Here is a 15,610-nt window from a genome sequence, read left to right on the forward strand (position 1 = left end):
TAGCTTTATTAGGGGTTAAAACTATTTCTATAATTTAAATTGAGCACGTAAATCCGGTAATTGATCATACTTATCAAAAATCTGTCTAAATGTACAGCCTGTTAACCCGGCGGCTTTAATTTTTTCCTTAGTTGTTGTACCAATACAGATTAATGGGTGCAATGCAACGATAGATGATCCGAAGGAAAGATCAGTCCGGTAAAAATTATCGCCTAAGGGAGTTTTATCAACCAGGCAAACAGGAGTGGGGCCCAATATTTGATTATAGGCTTTACACTTACGGCTATAATCTAGGAAAAGCACATCTCTTGTTTTGTAATCATACTTAACAGTATTCTTTGGTATTAACCAATGGTAATCAGTCCCTGGTAAGTTGATAAAACTGATATTTTTGTAACCATTATCAACGCAAAACCGAATTACCCTGGATGATACCAACATAATACTATCCAAGGTTCGAAAGAAATCTTTATTTGTTTTTGGCATTTTAAAGTCTTCTGGCAGTTTTTTGATATCAAAAACACTCTTATACGCCTGGCATGGATCCTTGAAAGTTGTTAAGTACTCCCGGTTATAGCCGAATAAATATTTTTTTATTTCGGTACCGTCTAAATATGATCCTAATAACATACTAAGTTATTTAAATTTCATTTTACCAAATTATTCTCCTCTCGTTTTACTTCTTTTCATACTATAACATGTTTTCGACCTGGTGCTTTTGTAAATGGATAGTTACCCTTAAAAGTTAACTAAAATCTTACAATCTGAAATAAGATTCTAAAAAATGTAATATTTTTCATTTACTTTGTAATTCAAAGTACTTTTAAAATTAGTAACCATGTTTACAAGAATCATTAAACTTCAAAATCAGTTATGGTGGCTGGGCTTTGTTTTATTGGTGTTTTCATTTCTGGTACATGCAATATTATCAGGAGTTTACAACCAGGCTGAAAATCGCTCAGGGGACTACTTTATTATGAATTTCTGTATTACCGCTGTGTATGCCCTGGCCTTATTGTTTGGGCGGAAAAACATTCACCCGGCCGAGAAACAGGCTCACCGCATTTTATTATATGCCTTGTTATTGGTAAGTGCCTGGGCTCTTAACCATTCCATGTCCATCTTTCAATCACCGGTACTATGGATGTCAATCGTACAGGTAGCCGTTGTGGTGGCGTTGATCACCCTGTGTTTCTTCCGGTATTTACCTCCTCTTGTCAACCATATTGGTATCGGCATACTTGGTATAGGCTTCTTGTTATTCCTATATATGTCGATCTATCTTTTTCCTTTATATATTTTCGGTATTATCCTGGCTCCTGCCCTGGGTATTTCACTCCACAGTTTTGCCCCCTTATTCATAACTATTACCACAATAGTTTTAGTCGAAAAAATGTGCCGCTACCGGAAAGCATACCGGTATTCGTTTTTTGCAGGATTGTCACTTGCGTTCATCGCAACTGTTTTGTTCTGTATACAATGGGCATTAGCAGTTAAGGAGCTTAACAAAGCGTATCGGCAAAGCAGGATAACCGACAACCCGGATATACCAGCCTGGGTGCAAATTGCACAACAGGTATCACCAGACGCCGTGACAGAAAAAGCATTAAAGCTGGGACTGGTCTATACCGAACCGGGAGGAAACTGGGATGAATGGGGCTTCAGCATGCCATCACTCAGTTATAACGAACCTAAAAAACATGATCCGTTAATAGGGCTTGCGTCCCTGTTCCGTAAGCCTGCAATCGGGAGTGATGAAAAGATCCGGATACTGGAGTCCACTTACAATAATCGTTATGCAACAGAGGAGCGTCTCTGGGACGGTGATAATTTAACAACAGAAAATATAAGTACACATATTCGCATATGGCCCGAGTGGCAAATAGCTTATACTGAAAAAACAATCGCTGTCCTGAATAGCGGCACCAATAGGTTCCGGGGGCAGGAAGAAGCGATCTACCTGTTTACTTTACCCGAGGGCTCTGTTGTGAGTTCTTTATCGCTGTGGGTAAACGGTGTAGAAGAAAAAGGTATTTTAACCACTAAGGAAAAAGCCACTACGGCTTACAATAATATTGTAGGAGTAGAAAAACGTGATCCGTCCGTTATTCATTGGCAGGAGGGAAACCAGGTAAGTGTGCGTGTATTTCCGGTAATGCCGGATGATCAGCGCCTGTTTAAAATTGGTGTAACTACGCCTTTACGTAAATACGAAAATGAAATAGTGTATGAGAGTATTTTCTTCACCGGTCCCTCCGGCAGTAAAGCTACCGAAACAATTAAACTGGAAATAAGTGATAAATCCGAAATAATCAATAAGCCATCCTTCCTGCGGTCAACCGATCAGCGTGTATTTGCATTTGATGGCAAATACAAACCTGACTGGCAATTCAGCTTTAAAGCGCAGGATATCAACCCGCAGAGTTTTGTTTACAAAGGAAAAGCTTATTCAATTGCCAGGTATGATCAGCAATTAATACCCTATGCCATAGAGCAGGTATATGTAGATATTAATAGTGAATGGGAGAAAAAAGAATTTGATGATATCATGCAATTATTCAGACATAAAGATATATTGGTATACCAGAACGGATGGGTAAAAACAACAGAGCAAAATGCGGAGGAGTTATTTAAACTGTTAAGTAAACAGCATTTTTCATTATTTCCGTTATATGCCATAAAAGATGCAGCTAAAGCACTGGTTATTACAAAAGGAAACACAGCCGCTCCTAATTTAAAAGATTTAAAGGACACCCCTTTTGATACTAAAACAAGGAAATATTTTAAAACGGATAAACAGTTAAAAGTACTTGACCTGGGAAAAGCTGTTTCACCCTATTTTAAAACCCTTATCGAGCAAAGGGCATTGAATTATGAAAAAGCTGATTGGTCCTTACTGAAAAAAATAGCAGATGATCATGCCTTCCCGATAAGTCAGGAAACGGAAGACCAGGTAGTATTAAAAGATGCCGGAATAACTATTAAAAGGTCCGATAGCGGCGATGTCGGTAATGCGCCGGATCATCTATACAGGTTGTTTGCCTATAACAATATCATGCGCCAGTTTGGTAAATATCGTAATGATACACTGCAGGACCCGGTAAGCCTGGTAGCCGAAGCGGAACAGGCTTATATTGTTACCCCGGTTTCCAGCCTCATCGTACTGGAGTCACAGGCTGATTATGAGCGTTTCAATATAAAAGACAGCAAGGATAATTTACAAAATGCCTCCCATAATAAATCCGGAGCCGTACCCGAACCGCACGAATGGGCTTTGATCATAACCGGCCTGGTCTCTCTATGGTATTTACACAAAAAAAGGCGACTTAAAAAAGCAATATGATCGGGCAGGCAAAAATAAATTTTACAAAATGGAAATATGCCGTTACCAGTCAATGGCAGATCATCCTTATGTTAATGTTATACATAACAATGATGATCATTGGCTGGCAAAATTATTTTGTCTGGAATGATACGCAGTCTATAACAGGATTGGTGTTACTGGTATACATACTATATACTGGTATCGACAGGAACAAAAAAACTAACCGGTTTATCTGGCCAACTATGGCGTTGCTAATATTGACATTATTAGTGCCGGCGCGTACATTCCTGTATTTTTCACTCGCCTGTGGGTTACTGTTTTGCATTGAGAGGTTTATTGGGAAATGTGGGGTGCTGCCTTTATTAATTATGGCAGTAATTTCTCCTTTGTTTAGCTATGTATTTACCGTATTTACCTTTCCCATTAAACTGCAACTATCACAGGCTGCTGCATTTTTATTATCTCTTGTTAACAGGGATGTGCAGGCGGTCGGAAATATTATCCGTATCAGTGGTAACGACTTTAGCGTGGATGACGCCTGTATGGGTATGAGTATGGCGGGGATAGGCGCATTAATTGGTGTGAGCCTATTGTTCTATTATAAACAGCATACCAAAACCAAAATTTCGATAGTTCGCACCATCTTATTTACTGCTTTTTTACTGCTGTGTCTCCTGATAACTAATATTCTCCGGATTGTATTATTAACACAATTCCGGTTTTTACCCGGAACAGTAATGCATGAAGTAATCGGTATCATTTGTTTTATCGTTTACTTTTTGTTACCGGCATTGGGCTTGGTAAAGTGGATGTTAAAGAAGCAGCAACTTACCAGCCTTAACCCTGATGTAGGGCCTGAAAAAGACAAAAGTCATATTGTCGGGAAAACTAATAGGAGTACATTGAGATATCAATGGGCTATATATAGTATGCTGGTACTGTGTTTTTGTATAGCTATTAATAAGGTTAATAGTAAAACGGCAAGTGACAAAATAATTCCCGGGACTATTCCTGAACTAACAGGCTATCATGTTAATTGGGTTAATAAGGAAATTCTGCAGCTACATGCTCCCGGAGCATTGATATATATAAAAGGTATTGCTAACTTTTATAATTCGGATCACAGCCCTTTTATATGCTGGCAGGGGAGTGGATATGACTTTAAAAATATAAAAAAAGAAAACATTAACGGTATAGATATCTATGCAGGCGAACTACAGCAGGGCGATCATCAATTATATACCGCGTGGTGGTTTGATAATGGTGGATACCAGACCATTGGCCAGTTGGACTGGCGTTGGAGAATGCTAAGCGGTGAGCCCCAGTTTGCGATTGTAAATATCAGCGCTGCCAGCAAAGAAGAGCTGAATACGCTTATAACAACTGTGTTAAAAACTAAAATATTGAACAGCTGTATCAGGGCTGTTAATCCATAGGAGTAAATTTAAAGCAACAAAAAAGCCCCCGAATCCAGGGGCTTTTTTTATACATTCTGTAATCATTAAAAATCAAACCCGATACCAAAATACCATTTTGGCTTGGTATGGAAAAATCCGTTCATTTCCCAGGCTGCATCCACCCGCAGGAAATAACCTAATAGGGTAGTACGGGCGCCAAAGCCATAACCACCGGCAAAGGGGCCAATACCGCCGGCCTTATACCGTATCAGTAGAGGATCGTTGGGATCTGTAGGCTGCGGATCGATCGTGGTGACAGGGCGTTCAATATTTTTTAAACCGCCTTCCCAGGCTGTACCCAGGTCAATAAACTGCACCAACTGGAAATTACGCAGCATGGCATTATTGATCGGCCTGTTAAACAGGGTAGAGAAAATCGGTAACCTGATCTCACTGTTGATCACCACGGCATTATTACCATTGGCTATATTCTGGTTAAAGCCGCGTACAGGGTTGGTTAAACTCTGGTACAGGTAATTCTGCGTACCGCTGCGATCGGTTTTGTTGTCTTTATAAAACTTAGGCCATAACCAGTTGTCAGCACCACCCATATAGTAGATAACCTTCTGGTCGCCCCAGGAGAAATCGCCGGAGCCGCGTACCGCCCAGATCAGGTTCCGGTAAATAGGATAGTAATACCGGGCATCAAAGCCGGCATTAAATACATTCTGGCGTTTGGTTACATTATCACCTTTATTCAGCTGGGTAAAAAAGTCAAAGAATGCTTTATACCTTAAGCCGTTTAAAATATTATTCGATTTTAATACCGTGTTATCATGTACATACTCCATGTTGATCTGGCCATAAGTTGTACTTATATCTTTGGCTTCCAGTGAAGGAAGGTCCCTGGCTAAAATTACCATGCGGTCAATACGCGGACCTATAGTGGCACGCAGGCTTCTTACCCTGTCAAACGGTAATTTAAACTTAGCTAAATAATAGGTTGAAATTGCCCTGCCATTATAAATAGTCGGGTTACCGGATCCGTCAGATAAGGATACGGTATTGGAACTCCTGAAGAAGTTAGCTCCCCAGTCAATACGGCGACGCAGGTTCATAAACTCCATCAGCAGGTCATTATCCTTCAGGTTGGGTGCAATCCGCACACCACCGGTTATCTTAATGTCTTCCATCAGGTCCGAAGTACCCATACGGATCAAACCGTTGATACCGCTGCCGTTGGATAAAAAGATAGGTCCGGCACCACCACCATAAGGCTGGTATTTGGTAACACCATATACCGTACTGGTAATACCGGTAACGGCATAGTCAGCAAAAAACTTAAGCGGGCGGTATTCATATAATTTAGCCGAACGCAACACTGGTTCACGGGCCGGCTCCTGCTCTTCAATAATACTTTTAATAGTAACACCATTACCGGATGCTGGCGTGGTGGCAGGTCTCTCACTGCCAAACTCGTTCTGGAAATAATTGCCGGGTCTTGTTCCGGTTGTATCCCTGCTACCAGGTGCAGGAGCAGCCGGTGTGGCTTTACGCCCCGAAGCCCTTCGCTCTTCGTCTATCAGCTGGCGGATATACTCGGTAGGTTTGGCATTCACGTTCCGGCGTCTTAACGCATTTTCGTCAATACGCAAACGGTACAGCATTTTCAGATCGCCCATTTTTATAACCTCGCTTACCTGCTGGTTATCACCTGCGGTACGGGTTTCCAGTAAACTGCTTTGATAATTGGTCAGCGGGAAAACATAGGAAGAGTCATTGGTTACCGATACAAAGCCGATAGAATCCACATCCGGTTTTTCCCAATCCCTCAATACGCTGTCCACAATTTCAATGGTTGGGTTGCGTAACACTTCATCACCAATAAATACCAGGGTGTCAAGTCCTGCACGTTCTGTTTTAAAGAAGCCGGCATAACGGTTATTCACCCCATTTTCATCACTCACAAAAGTAAAGTGCGTGGTATTGTACTGCGATGGGAAACGGGCATTACCACGCTGTATGGCGGTGAGCTGGGATATTTGTTTAAAGTCTGATTTATTCCAGTTGTCCACCATAAAAATATTAAAGCGGTTGCTGGGTAATGAGTCCTCGCTGCTGGCTGCTAAAGCCGAAGGGCGGTTACTGCTGTAAATAATACCGGTTTTATTAGGGAAGGCCACAAAAGAAGGGTCAAGATCATCATACACATCATTGGTTATCTGGTCAATGGTCTCTGTCTTGATCTTGTAAGTATAAATATCTGTCTGGCCGCTGCGTACCGCACTAAATATTAAAGTATTATTATCCAGCATATACTTAACATCCTGTACCTGGTCAAAAGGCAGGTCAATACCCTTGGTGGTTTTAATACGGTTTACCACATCATATACAAACAGCTTTACTTTTCCTTTCTCCGTGTACACACAGGCCAACCTGGTACCTTTGCCATCCCAGGCTAAAATAGGGTAGTTGGGGTTTAACTCATGGTCTGCGCTTTTGGTACCATACTTTAGTAATACCTTTTTGTTCACAAAGTTCTCCATCAACACCACTTTGTATACCCCTTGTTTATATTCTACCAGTGCATAACTAAAACTGCGGGGAATAGGATTGGCATTAAAACGGATAAAGTCTTTTTTACCTACTTCTTCCGTAACGGCCAACTGTCCTTTGGGTACATTTTTACGGCCACGCAGGTCTTTATAATACTGCTGCGGAACTTCCAGCATCAGGTCCTGCAGAATGGCTTTGAATTTTTTCTTGGCCAGCTTATTCGATGCATTGTTCAGGTTACGGTAAATACGGGCCAGGTATAAAAAATAAGTCACTTTATTTTTACCATACTTATCGGCAATATATTTCCAGAAAGCATGACCGGCCAGTAAAGGCTTATCAAAAGCAAACTGGTAAAAATTACGGTACTCGGCCGATAACATTACCGAACGCAGCTGGTCATCCAATGCCGGGCTCCAGTTCTCAGCGGCATATTCAATATAACCGTCGGTTAACCATTTGGGCAGGTCCAGTAAAGCCTGGTTAGCAGCAAACTCACCCAGGTCATCACCAAATAAAATATTGGCCACTAATATCTGTGCAATACCCTGGCGTATCTGTTTACGCAGGTTATCGTGGTTACCATCAAAATAAACCAGCATCTTGTTGTTTACCAGCTTGGTCACACCACCCGGGCTCTGCCATTCAATATCCAAACCAATATTGGATTGCTGGTAATCGTCAAAATTATTGAACACCACAATATTGGTACGTCTTTGCATACCATACTCCACAAACTGTTCAATACTGGGTAACTCCTGTTCGGCGATCTGGGCAACATATTTACCCAGCCCCAGTCCGTCCTGGCTGAAATAAGTGTTGAAATTCTGTGTCTGGTAATACTTCCATTTAAACTTCTCGTGCTGCACCCGGTTTTTACCAAACTCAACAGCGTTTACCTGCGCATGGGTATGTAACGTGGTTAATACCAGTAACAATACCAGACAGCTTACTAATTTATTCATACTTTTCTGCAATGCTTTAAACTTCATATTTCTTAAAAATACCATCATCGGCAATACCCTACCAATGCAACACGACCTTCTGTTTACTTTCACAGCTGCATTTCGCCGGCCTAAAGTTACCCTAACCCGCTCATATTGAACCAAAAAATGATGGTTAATTGGCAAGTTTCCTGCCCCTTATTATCATTTGGTTAGTAGTTTTACAATCCTTTTAACAACCGCTAATAACGGGTAATTGGTCTAAATTTGCCAGCCGTTATTAAAAATACAAAAAACAAACTATGATAAGTATTACAACCTTTGTTTTTAGTCCCATCCAGGAAAATACCTACCTGTTATTTAACGAACAAAAGGATTGTATAATTATAGATCCGGGCTGTTATTTTCCGGCCGAAAAGCAAAAACTAAAGGAAACCATTGCCGGAATGGAGCTTAACCCGGTATTATTGCTCAATACACATTGTCACCTCGACCATGTTTTCGGCAACAGCTTTGTAGCCGAAACCTGGAATTTGCAGCCACACATACACCCGCAGGAACAGCCTGTGCTGGACAGGGCAGGCGAGGCCGGCAAAAAATGGGGTTTACCTTTTGATAACTATACCGGCCCGGTTACCTACCTGCAGGAAGGTGATACCGTTTCATTGGGGCAGGATGTTTTTGAAGTATTCTTTACACCGGGGCATTCGCCCGGCAGTATTTCCTTTTACAATGAAAAACAAGGATTTATCGTAAGTGGTGATGTGCTTTTTGATCGCAGTATCGGCCGTACGGACCTTCCCGGCGGCGATTATGATACCCTTATCAACAGCATCCAGCAAAAATTATTTACCCTGCCCGATGATATCAAAGTGTACAGCGGTCACGGTAATCCTACTACCACCGGCTTTGAAAAAATGAATAATCCTTTTGTAAAAATGTACTGATCAGCGGAACAGGATATTTGACGGCAAGTGTTTTTTTATGTAACCGGCAGCAGTGCGCTGGCCCGTCTTTCGTTGCGTCGCACCCTGCATCGTCCGGTCCGCTGCCGGGCTGCTTGTCCGGGTTATTTAGAAAACCGGTTTAACGCCGGGGAAGTATAATCATCAATAAAAGCCACAATATTATCATACGCCGCAAAATCGGCAGCGGGGTGCATGGTGGTGATACAAACGGCATCCATGCCTGCCCGCTGGGCGGCTTCAATACCCTTGGGAGCATCTTCAAACACCAGGCATTTTTCGGGTGCAATACCCAGTTCACGGGCATTCTTTAAAAAAGTTTCGGGGTCAGGCTTGCTGTTCACCACATCATCGGCACTTACAATGCTTTTAAAATACGCATGCGTATGGGTGCCGTCTAAAATAAAATTGATGTTGAACATAATGGCCGCCGAACCGATAGCCATAGGTATATGTGCCGCCGCAGCTTTTTGCAGAAAACTATCCAGGCCGTTTATTAATTTCATATCAGGACGGTACCATTGCTGGTAACGTTCTTCTTTCTGCATTCCTATCCGGTCTTTTTCCTCGTCATTGAACCGGCCCGGGAAAACACGTTCCAGCAAATCCTGGTTCTTACCGTAACATTGTGCCTGTGTTTCTTCCAGGCTAAGGCCCGCGCCCAGTTCATTTACTATATCCTGCCACACTTTTACATGGTAGGGCATATCGTGGATAATAGTTCCGTTCAGATCAAAAATAAAAGCCTGGTACCTGGACATGAAAAGGGGTTGGATGTTGTGTAAATTTATTTCTTAGCTGCGTTCTCTCTTCTTTCTATGCGAATATTCTCACGTACCGTTTGCCAGTACTCTTTACCATAAGATACCAGGATCTCTTCACCGGGCTGGATATTCTTCTTGGCACGGATAAACACTTTTTTACCTTCCTCGGTATACTCTGCATTATTATTAACGCCACGTACCTTGGTCAGTCCGCGGGCATCATTGGCATAACGGGCCAGCTCGTTAGGATGTTTGCTGGCGTCAATAACATGGTTACGGTTTACATAATAGATATAGCCATTGTTACCATTGTCGTGGTTAACATCCTTCCAGGCAGATATCTTACCCTTGTACTCAATAATTAAAGTTCCCTTAGGAATAAATTCGGTCGTAAATAAACCGTTTCCTGCTCCGGGTAATACTGATGGTCTGATGGCAAGTTGTTTTTTTAGCAACGACATAAACGCCTTTTATTTTAAGGGCGTGAAGGTAATAGAAAATAGAACTTGAAAATGGGGCCGCCCTAACAATTTTATAAAATTTAATGGCAGGCGGTCTAACGTAAATATTTGCCAATAAAAGGCAGTTGGCGGAACTCTTTACGTTCTACCAGCAAAATAAACCACCCAAAGGCAAATAACAGGAAAGTACCGAAGATATGGTTGAACCAGTTGTTAAGGCCTATCCAGGTAAAGGCGGCATGCAGCAGGTACAGCAATACTACGATCACTATATACGCAATAAGTTTCTTCCAGGCATAGGGTATGGGATAGGCTTTTTGTCCCCAGGTAAACGATAGTACCATCATGGTGCCATAACACAAAAAAGTAGCCCAGGCACAGGCCATATAACTAAAATGCGGGATAAACAAATAGTTCACTATAATAGTAATGGCAGCACCAATAAGGGTAATGGTTGCCCCCACCATGGTTTTATTGGTAAGTTTATACCAGATGGACAGGTTATAATAAATGCCCAGGAACATATTGGCCAGCAGCAGGATGGGTACTACTTTTAAACCTACCCACATTTCGGGCTTACGGATAAAATGTTTCCAGATATCCAGGTATAAGGCCACACCTAAAAACATAAAGCAAATGGTGATCACGAAAAATTTCATCACCCTTGCATAGGTTTTCGCTGCATTGCCATCCGCCGCCTGTTTAAAGAAAAACGGCTCGGCCCCCATGCGGAAAGCCTGTATGGAAAGCGAGATGAGTATTGCCAGCTTATAACAGGCCGAGTAAATGCCGGTAGCTTCCTTGGTAGCTTCCTCCGTACCGCCGGGTGCCCACCAGTTCAGCATAATACGGTCCAGTGTTTCATTGATCATACCTCCAAAGCCTACAATGATCAGGGGAAGACTGTAACGCATCATCTGTTTCCAGAGCACTGTATCAAACTTCCATTTAAAGCTTAGCCATTCTTTTGATAACAGGAGTAATGTAATGGCACTTTGTATCAGGTTGGCCAGCAGGCTATACCCAACGGCCCATTCGGGATCAAAAAAACTGCCGATAAAACCGTCCGGGTTCTTTGCTTTAATATCGGGGCATACGCTCAGGAAGAAATATACCGAGGCTACATTGATCAGGATACCCGCTACTTTGATCAGGGCAAACTTGCGGGGGCGTCCATCTAAACGAAGTTTAGCAAAAGCCATGGTGCTTAAAGCATCCAGGGCAATAATACCAATGCTCAGGGTAATATATTCCACATGTTCCTCAATACGCAACAGGCGGGCAATAGGCCCCTGAAAAAGGTACATGCCAAACCCGAATAAGAGCGTACTGATCAATAAGGAAACACTGGTAGTATTGTATACTTTATTTTTATCGGTGGTATTACTGTACCGGAAAAAAGCAGTTTCCAGGCCGTAAGTAAACACAATATTCATGAAAGGAATAAAAGCATATACAATGCTCATTTCACCATACTGGGCTACCGAAAATTTAAAAGTAAGATAGGGGGTGAGCAGGTAATTGATAAAACGGGCGGCTATAGAGCTTACGCCATACCACATTGTTTGTCCCGCCAGTTTCTTTATGCTGCTCAATGAAAGTTTTTTTGAGTAACAAACCTACGGGATTATAAAGAATATTTTTACATGCAGCCGCCGTTATTATTATAAATAAGGTACAACAATTCCCTGCATTAATTTGTTAATCACATTTATACGTAAAATATCGGTAGTTTTAAGGAAATCTTATAGCTTGTACGGTGTTTTTTAAGTATTTTTGTGTTACCCCTCTAATGTCCGGCATGCTGAGACCGTATTCCTATATACACGGATCTGGCAGCGGTTCTTTTCATTTGTTCAAATAAAAAGTTATTTATGAAAAAAAATGTATTATTTATTTTTTTGTTTTTAGTGATGGGTATGGTGGTAAAAGCACAGGCTTACGAAAGTTCCATCAAGTATAATAAAGCCGATCAGCCCGCTTTGGCTATTGAGTATAACTATCCTCCCGACCTGGTAGAAAAAGCTTTGATCAGCAAACTGGAAAGCCTGGGCGTAAAAGGTAAAAGTAGCAAAGGGTTCCGTGTGTATTCCGGCGCTACCATTCCTGAAATTAACAGCTCGGCTATGGATTATATCTTCTCTGTAGATAAAAAAAGCCGCAAGGATAAAAACACTTCGGTTATTCATATGATCGTTGCCGGTTCAAATGTAGTAGGTGATAATAACGGCTCTATTAAGGAGAATGCCAAAGTATTCCTGGCTAACCTGCGTCCTAATATCGAGGCCGGTGACCTGGAAGTACAGATCAAAACCCAGGAAGAAGTGCTGTCAAAAGCAGAGAAAAAATTAAAGAGCCTGCAAAGTGACCAGAGCGATTTAGAAAAGAAAATTAAAAAGGCACAGGAAGACCTGTCTAAGAACGGTAACGACCAGGTACAGCAGAATGGTGAGATAGAGCGCCAGAAACAGGTACTGGAAGCCTTAAAAGCCAGAAAAAACTAAGCAAATCATTTATCGTTTTATAAAGATCCGTTACCTCGTGTAGCGGATTTTTTTATGGCCTGCTGAGCGCAGGATTGGTAATAAAGGATGAATCGGTAAGCGTACGCAGGAAAGCCACAATGCTCAGCAATTCTGTATCGTTCATCGGTATACCATTGTTCAGTAAAGGGTCGAGTGTAGCGCTCTGTTGTACATTACTGCGGTAATGGTTCAATGCCTGTACCATGGTTAAAAAACGGCCATCGTGCATGTAATTGGAAGATACGGCTACATTACGCAGCGACGGTACTTTGAATTTCAGGGAATCTTCCCGCATACGGGTAATGTGTAACCGGCCGTAATCGTTGAGTAAAGGGTCTACCGGCAGGCCTGTGTTACGGAAACTGCCGTCCGTAAATAAGGGTTCGGTATGGCAGGTATTACATCTGGCAAGAAATAAAGTATAACCCTGTTGCTCTTCGGCGGTAAAAACTGCCTGCCCTTTTTTTACCCGGTCGTATTTGGAATTGGCCGTAACAAAAGTTCCCAGGAACTGGGACAATGCCATTAATACATGCCTGGGTTGTATAAACTGGGTATTAAAAACTGCCTTAAACTCTTTACGGTAATTAACATCGGCCTGTAATTTGGCAATGATATTAGTAAAATCATCTGCCATTTCCAGGTGACCATTAATCGGCTGGGCAATGGCATCTGTTAGTGTGGTAAACTCACCATCCCAGTGATAATACTGCTGCCAGGCCAGGTTAAACAAAGGCGGGCCGTTACGTAAGGTATGCGAGTTATTGTAACCATGGCTGCGGTCGTGCTCAAACAAACCAAAAGCACCACGTTGTTCATGGCAGCTGGCACAAGGGAAATTGCCATCAACCGACAGCCGTCCTTCATAAAACAGCTTGCGGCCTAAAGCAATACCTTCTTCTGATAAAGGATTATCAGTGTATCTGTAATAGGGCTCCGGAAAACCGTCCGGTATACTTTGTTGTACCCGGTTAAGATCTTTACCCCAGGACGTTCTTCTGCACGATGCCGATAGTATACTCAGCCCTGTTACCAGCAAAACAATGATCCCTATGATGGTTATACTTCTCGGCATATATCCTGTATAAAAATTTAACCCTTGAACTCCTTGAACCTTTGAACTTTTGAACATTGAACTTTTAGAATCCCTTAAACCTTCCTCAATCCCCGTTCCCCGTAAACTTTTTTCGCATACTCTTCTTATCCGATGCTCTTTTTTTATTGGTTAAACGGGCCTCTTTAGCGGCTTTGCTAACCTTGGTGGCAATACGTAATTTCTTTTTCACCAGTGCGGACTGTAACAGTTTGTTTATTTTTTTAACTACTTCTTCCCGGTTGGCCAGCTGGGTACGGTGCTCCTGGGCTTTAACGAATAACTGTCCTTCATTATTGATCCGGTTGGCTAATTTTTCCGATATTATTTGTTTCTCCTGTTCATTCAGCAACTGTGAGGAAGCGATGGTGAGAAAACCGATAACAGCTGTTTCCACCTTATTTACATTTTGTCCGCCCTTGCCGCCGCTGCGTGTAGTTTGAAAACTTATTTCGCTGCTGTAATCTCTCATTGTTTTATTAATACATTTGTTGCAACTATAAAGATACGTATAATGCGAGCTGTAATACAAAGGGTGACTTCTGCCAGTGTAACCATTGACGGGAATATCTTCTCGGATATTCAACATGGTCTGTTAGTTTTATTGGGAATAGAAGATGCGGATAATATGGAGGATATTACCTGGCTGAGCAATAAGCTGATTAACCTGCGTATTTTTAATGATGAAGAAGGGGTAATGAATAAATCCCTGCTGGATACGGGCGGCGACCTGTTATTGGTAAGCCAGTTTACCCTGCATGCCGCCACTAAAAAAGGTAACCGGCCTTCTTACATAAAAGCCAGCAAACCACCGGTAGCTATTCCCCTGTACGAAAAAATGATCATCCAATTACAAACCGACCTCGGCAAACCTGTACAAACAGGCGTATTCGGCGCCGATATGAAAGTGGCATTGTTAAATGATGGTCCGGTGACGATTATTATTGATACGAAAGTGAGGGAGTAATTAATAGTTCAAAGGTTCAAAGGTTTAAAGGTTAATGTTGAATGATGAATTATAAATGATGAATTGCTCATTGTCAACTGTCACTTGTCAACTGTCCATTGTTAAAGTTTGGTGCAAAAAAAATCCTCCTGCAGGCAGGAGGACTGTATAGAGAACGGTTAAAATTAAAGTGTTAGTTAACTTTAGAAGTTTTTCCTTTTTCTTTTTCGTAAGCGGCATAAGCATCAGCGCTTAAAACCTCACCTTTAATATGTACTACTTTCGGAATTTGTACACCGGCTAAAGTAATGGTAATATCACGGTTGATAGGGCCGATAGAAGCTGAGTTGTACACCACTTTTACCTTGTCGGTTTTACCTGGCAAAATGGGTGCTTTAGGCTTTTCAGGAATAGTACAACCGCAACTGGCAGTTGCATTGGCAATTACCACAGGCTTATCGCTGGTATTGGTAATTTCGAAATAATAAGTAGCAGGCTCATTATGTTTTACTTTACCAAAGTCGTGTGTTTCTTTATTTACTTTAATAAAGTCATCAGCTTTTGTCTGTGCAAAAACGCCAAAGGAAAGTAAAAGTGCAGAGGCTAATAAAATCTTTTTCATGATGTAACGAAT

General features: G+C 41.7%; 13 protein-coding genes. 5 read left to right on the forward strand and 8 right to left on the reverse strand.

Going from position 1 to position 15,610, the window contains the following annotated elements:
* Positions 1–27: 27 nt before the first annotated feature.
* Positions 28–630, reverse strand: coding sequence for a hypothetical protein (locus tag ACFS6H_RS07040; protein ID WP_386096654.1), 603 nt, complete (start codon positions 628–630; stop codon positions 28–30).
* 208 nt (positions 631–838) lie between these two features.
* Here ACFS6H_RS07040 and ACFS6H_RS07045 point away from each other — a divergent pair, with 208 nt between their 5' ends.
* Positions 839–3,343 carry an XrtN system VIT domain-containing protein gene (locus ACFS6H_RS07045; RefSeq protein WP_386096656.1) on the forward strand — a complete coding sequence of 835 codons (2,505 nt, stop codon included), beginning with the start codon at positions 839–841 and terminating at the stop codon, positions 3,341–3,343.
* A 74-nt stretch (positions 3,344–3,417) separates the two neighbouring features.
* Positions 3,418–4,761 (forward strand): exosortase N, encoded by a 1,344-nt coding sequence (gene xrtN / locus ACFS6H_RS07050; protein WP_386097235.1) that lies wholly within the window; start codon positions 3,418–3,420, stop codon positions 4,759–4,761.
* A gap of 65 nt (positions 4,762–4,826) precedes the next feature.
* On the opposite strand, the gene ACFS6H_RS07055 is transcribed toward xrtN, so the two are convergent.
* Complete coding sequence (locus tag ACFS6H_RS07055; protein ID WP_386096658.1) at positions 4,827–8,243, reverse strand: hypothetical protein; 3,417 nt, start codon at positions 8,241–8,243, stop codon at positions 4,827–4,829.
* 281 nt (positions 8,244–8,524) lie between these two features.
* Between ACFS6H_RS07055 and ACFS6H_RS07060 the strand changes: the two genes are divergently transcribed.
* Positions 8,525–9,169, forward strand: coding sequence for an MBL fold metallo-hydrolase (locus tag ACFS6H_RS07060; RefSeq protein ID WP_386096660.1), 645 nt, complete (start codon positions 8,525–8,527; stop codon positions 9,167–9,169).
* Positions 9,170–9,291: 122 nt separating this feature from the next.
* Here ACFS6H_RS07060 and ACFS6H_RS07065 read toward each other — a convergent pair whose 3' ends face one another.
* From ACFS6H_RS07065 to ACFS6H_RS07075, 3 genes are all read right to left on the reverse strand, one after another.
* Positions 9,292–9,948 (reverse strand): HAD family hydrolase, encoded by a 657-nt coding sequence (locus ACFS6H_RS07065; RefSeq protein WP_386096662.1) that lies wholly within the window; start codon positions 9,946–9,948, stop codon positions 9,292–9,294.
* 26 nt (positions 9,949–9,974) lie between these two features.
* Positions 9,975–10,412, reverse strand: coding sequence for an SET domain-containing protein (locus tag ACFS6H_RS07070; protein ID WP_386096664.1), 438 nt, complete (start codon positions 10,410–10,412; stop codon positions 9,975–9,977).
* Positions 10,413–10,507: 95 nt separating this feature from the next.
* Positions 10,508–12,007: a lipopolysaccharide biosynthesis protein gene (locus ACFS6H_RS07075; protein ID WP_386096666.1), complete on the reverse strand. Its 1,500-nt coding sequence runs from the start codon at positions 12,005–12,007 to the stop codon at positions 10,508–10,510.
* Between the two features lie 279 nt (positions 12,008–12,286).
* Here ACFS6H_RS07075 and ACFS6H_RS07080 point away from each other — a divergent pair, with 279 nt between their 5' ends.
* On the forward strand, positions 12,287–12,916 hold the full coding sequence (locus ACFS6H_RS07080; RefSeq protein WP_386096668.1) for a hypothetical protein: 630 nt from the start codon (positions 12,287–12,289) through the stop codon (positions 12,914–12,916).
* A gap of 52 nt (positions 12,917–12,968) precedes the next feature.
* Here the strand turns inward: ACFS6H_RS07080 and ACFS6H_RS07085 are convergent, their stop codons facing one another.
* Positions 12,969–14,012 carry a cytochrome-c peroxidase gene (locus ACFS6H_RS07085; protein ID WP_386096670.1) on the reverse strand — a complete coding sequence of 348 codons (1,044 nt, stop codon included), beginning with the start codon at positions 14,010–14,012 and terminating at the stop codon, positions 12,969–12,971.
* 85 nt (positions 14,013–14,097) lie between these two features.
* A complete protein-coding gene (arfB, locus tag ACFS6H_RS07090) occupies positions 14,098–14,619 on the reverse strand; it encodes an alternative ribosome rescue aminoacyl-tRNA hydrolase ArfB (protein WP_386096672.1) in 522 nt (173 codons plus the stop codon).
* Between arfB and dtd the strand changes: the two genes are divergently transcribed.
* On the forward strand, positions 14,545–14,997 hold the full coding sequence (gene dtd, locus ACFS6H_RS07095; RefSeq protein ID WP_386096674.1) for a D-aminoacyl-tRNA deacylase: 453 nt from the start codon (positions 14,545–14,547) through the stop codon (positions 14,995–14,997). The two genes, arfB and dtd, sit on opposite strands and share 75 nt — an antisense overlap.
* A gap of 172 nt (positions 14,998–15,169) precedes the next feature.
* Here dtd and ACFS6H_RS07100 read toward each other — a convergent pair whose 3' ends face one another.
* Positions 15,170–15,598: a DUF1573 domain-containing protein gene (locus ACFS6H_RS07100; RefSeq protein WP_386096676.1), complete on the reverse strand. Its 429-nt coding sequence runs from the start codon at positions 15,596–15,598 to the stop codon at positions 15,170–15,172.
* Positions 15,599–15,610 lie beyond the last annotated feature (12 nt).

The organism is Terrimonas rubra, from assembly GCF_042686025.1.
Taxonomy (GTDB): Bacteria; Bacteroidota; Bacteroidia; order Chitinophagales; family Chitinophagaceae; genus Terrimonas; species Terrimonas rubra.

Bases quoted from the DNA above. Each gene is read 5' to 3' on its own strand.
- arfB (WP_386096672.1), bottom strand. From the start codon at position 14,619: ATGTTGAATATCCGAGAAGATATTCCCGTCAATGGTTACACTGGCAGA.
- ACFS6H_RS07100 (WP_386096676.1), bottom strand. From the start codon at position 15,598: ATGAAAAAGATTTTATTAGCCTCTGCACTTTTACTTTCCTTTGGCGTT.
- ACFS6H_RS07055 (WP_386096658.1), bottom strand. From the start codon at position 8,243: ATGAATAAATTAGTAAGCTGTCTGGTATTGTTACTGGTATTAACCACG.
- xrtN (WP_386097235.1), top strand. From the start codon at position 3,418: ATGTTATACATAACAATGATGATCATTGGCTGGCAAAATTATTTTGTC.
- ACFS6H_RS07070 (WP_386096664.1), bottom strand. From the start codon at position 10,412: ATGTCGTTGCTAAAAAAACAACTTGCCATCAGACCATCAGTATTACCC.
- ACFS6H_RS07085 (WP_386096670.1), bottom strand. From the start codon at position 14,012: ATGCCGAGAAGTATAACCATCATAGGGATCATTGTTTTGCTGGTAACA.
- ACFS6H_RS07040 (WP_386096654.1), bottom strand. From the start codon at position 630: ATGTTATTAGGATCATATTTAGACGGTACCGAAATAAAAAAATATTTA.
- dtd (WP_386096674.1), top strand. From the start codon at position 14,545: ATGCGAGCTGTAATACAAAGGGTGACTTCTGCCAGTGTAACCATTGAC.
- ACFS6H_RS07065 (WP_386096662.1), bottom strand. From the start codon at position 9,948: ATGTCCAGGTACCAGGCTTTTATTTTTGATCTGAACGGAACTATTATC.
- ACFS6H_RS07080 (WP_386096668.1), top strand. From the start codon at position 12,287: ATGAAAAAAAATGTATTATTTATTTTTTTGTTTTTAGTGATGGGTATG.
- ACFS6H_RS07060 (WP_386096660.1), top strand. From the start codon at position 8,525: ATGATAAGTATTACAACCTTTGTTTTTAGTCCCATCCAGGAAAATACC.
- ACFS6H_RS07045 (WP_386096656.1), top strand. From the start codon at position 839: ATGTTTACAAGAATCATTAAACTTCAAAATCAGTTATGGTGGCTGGGC.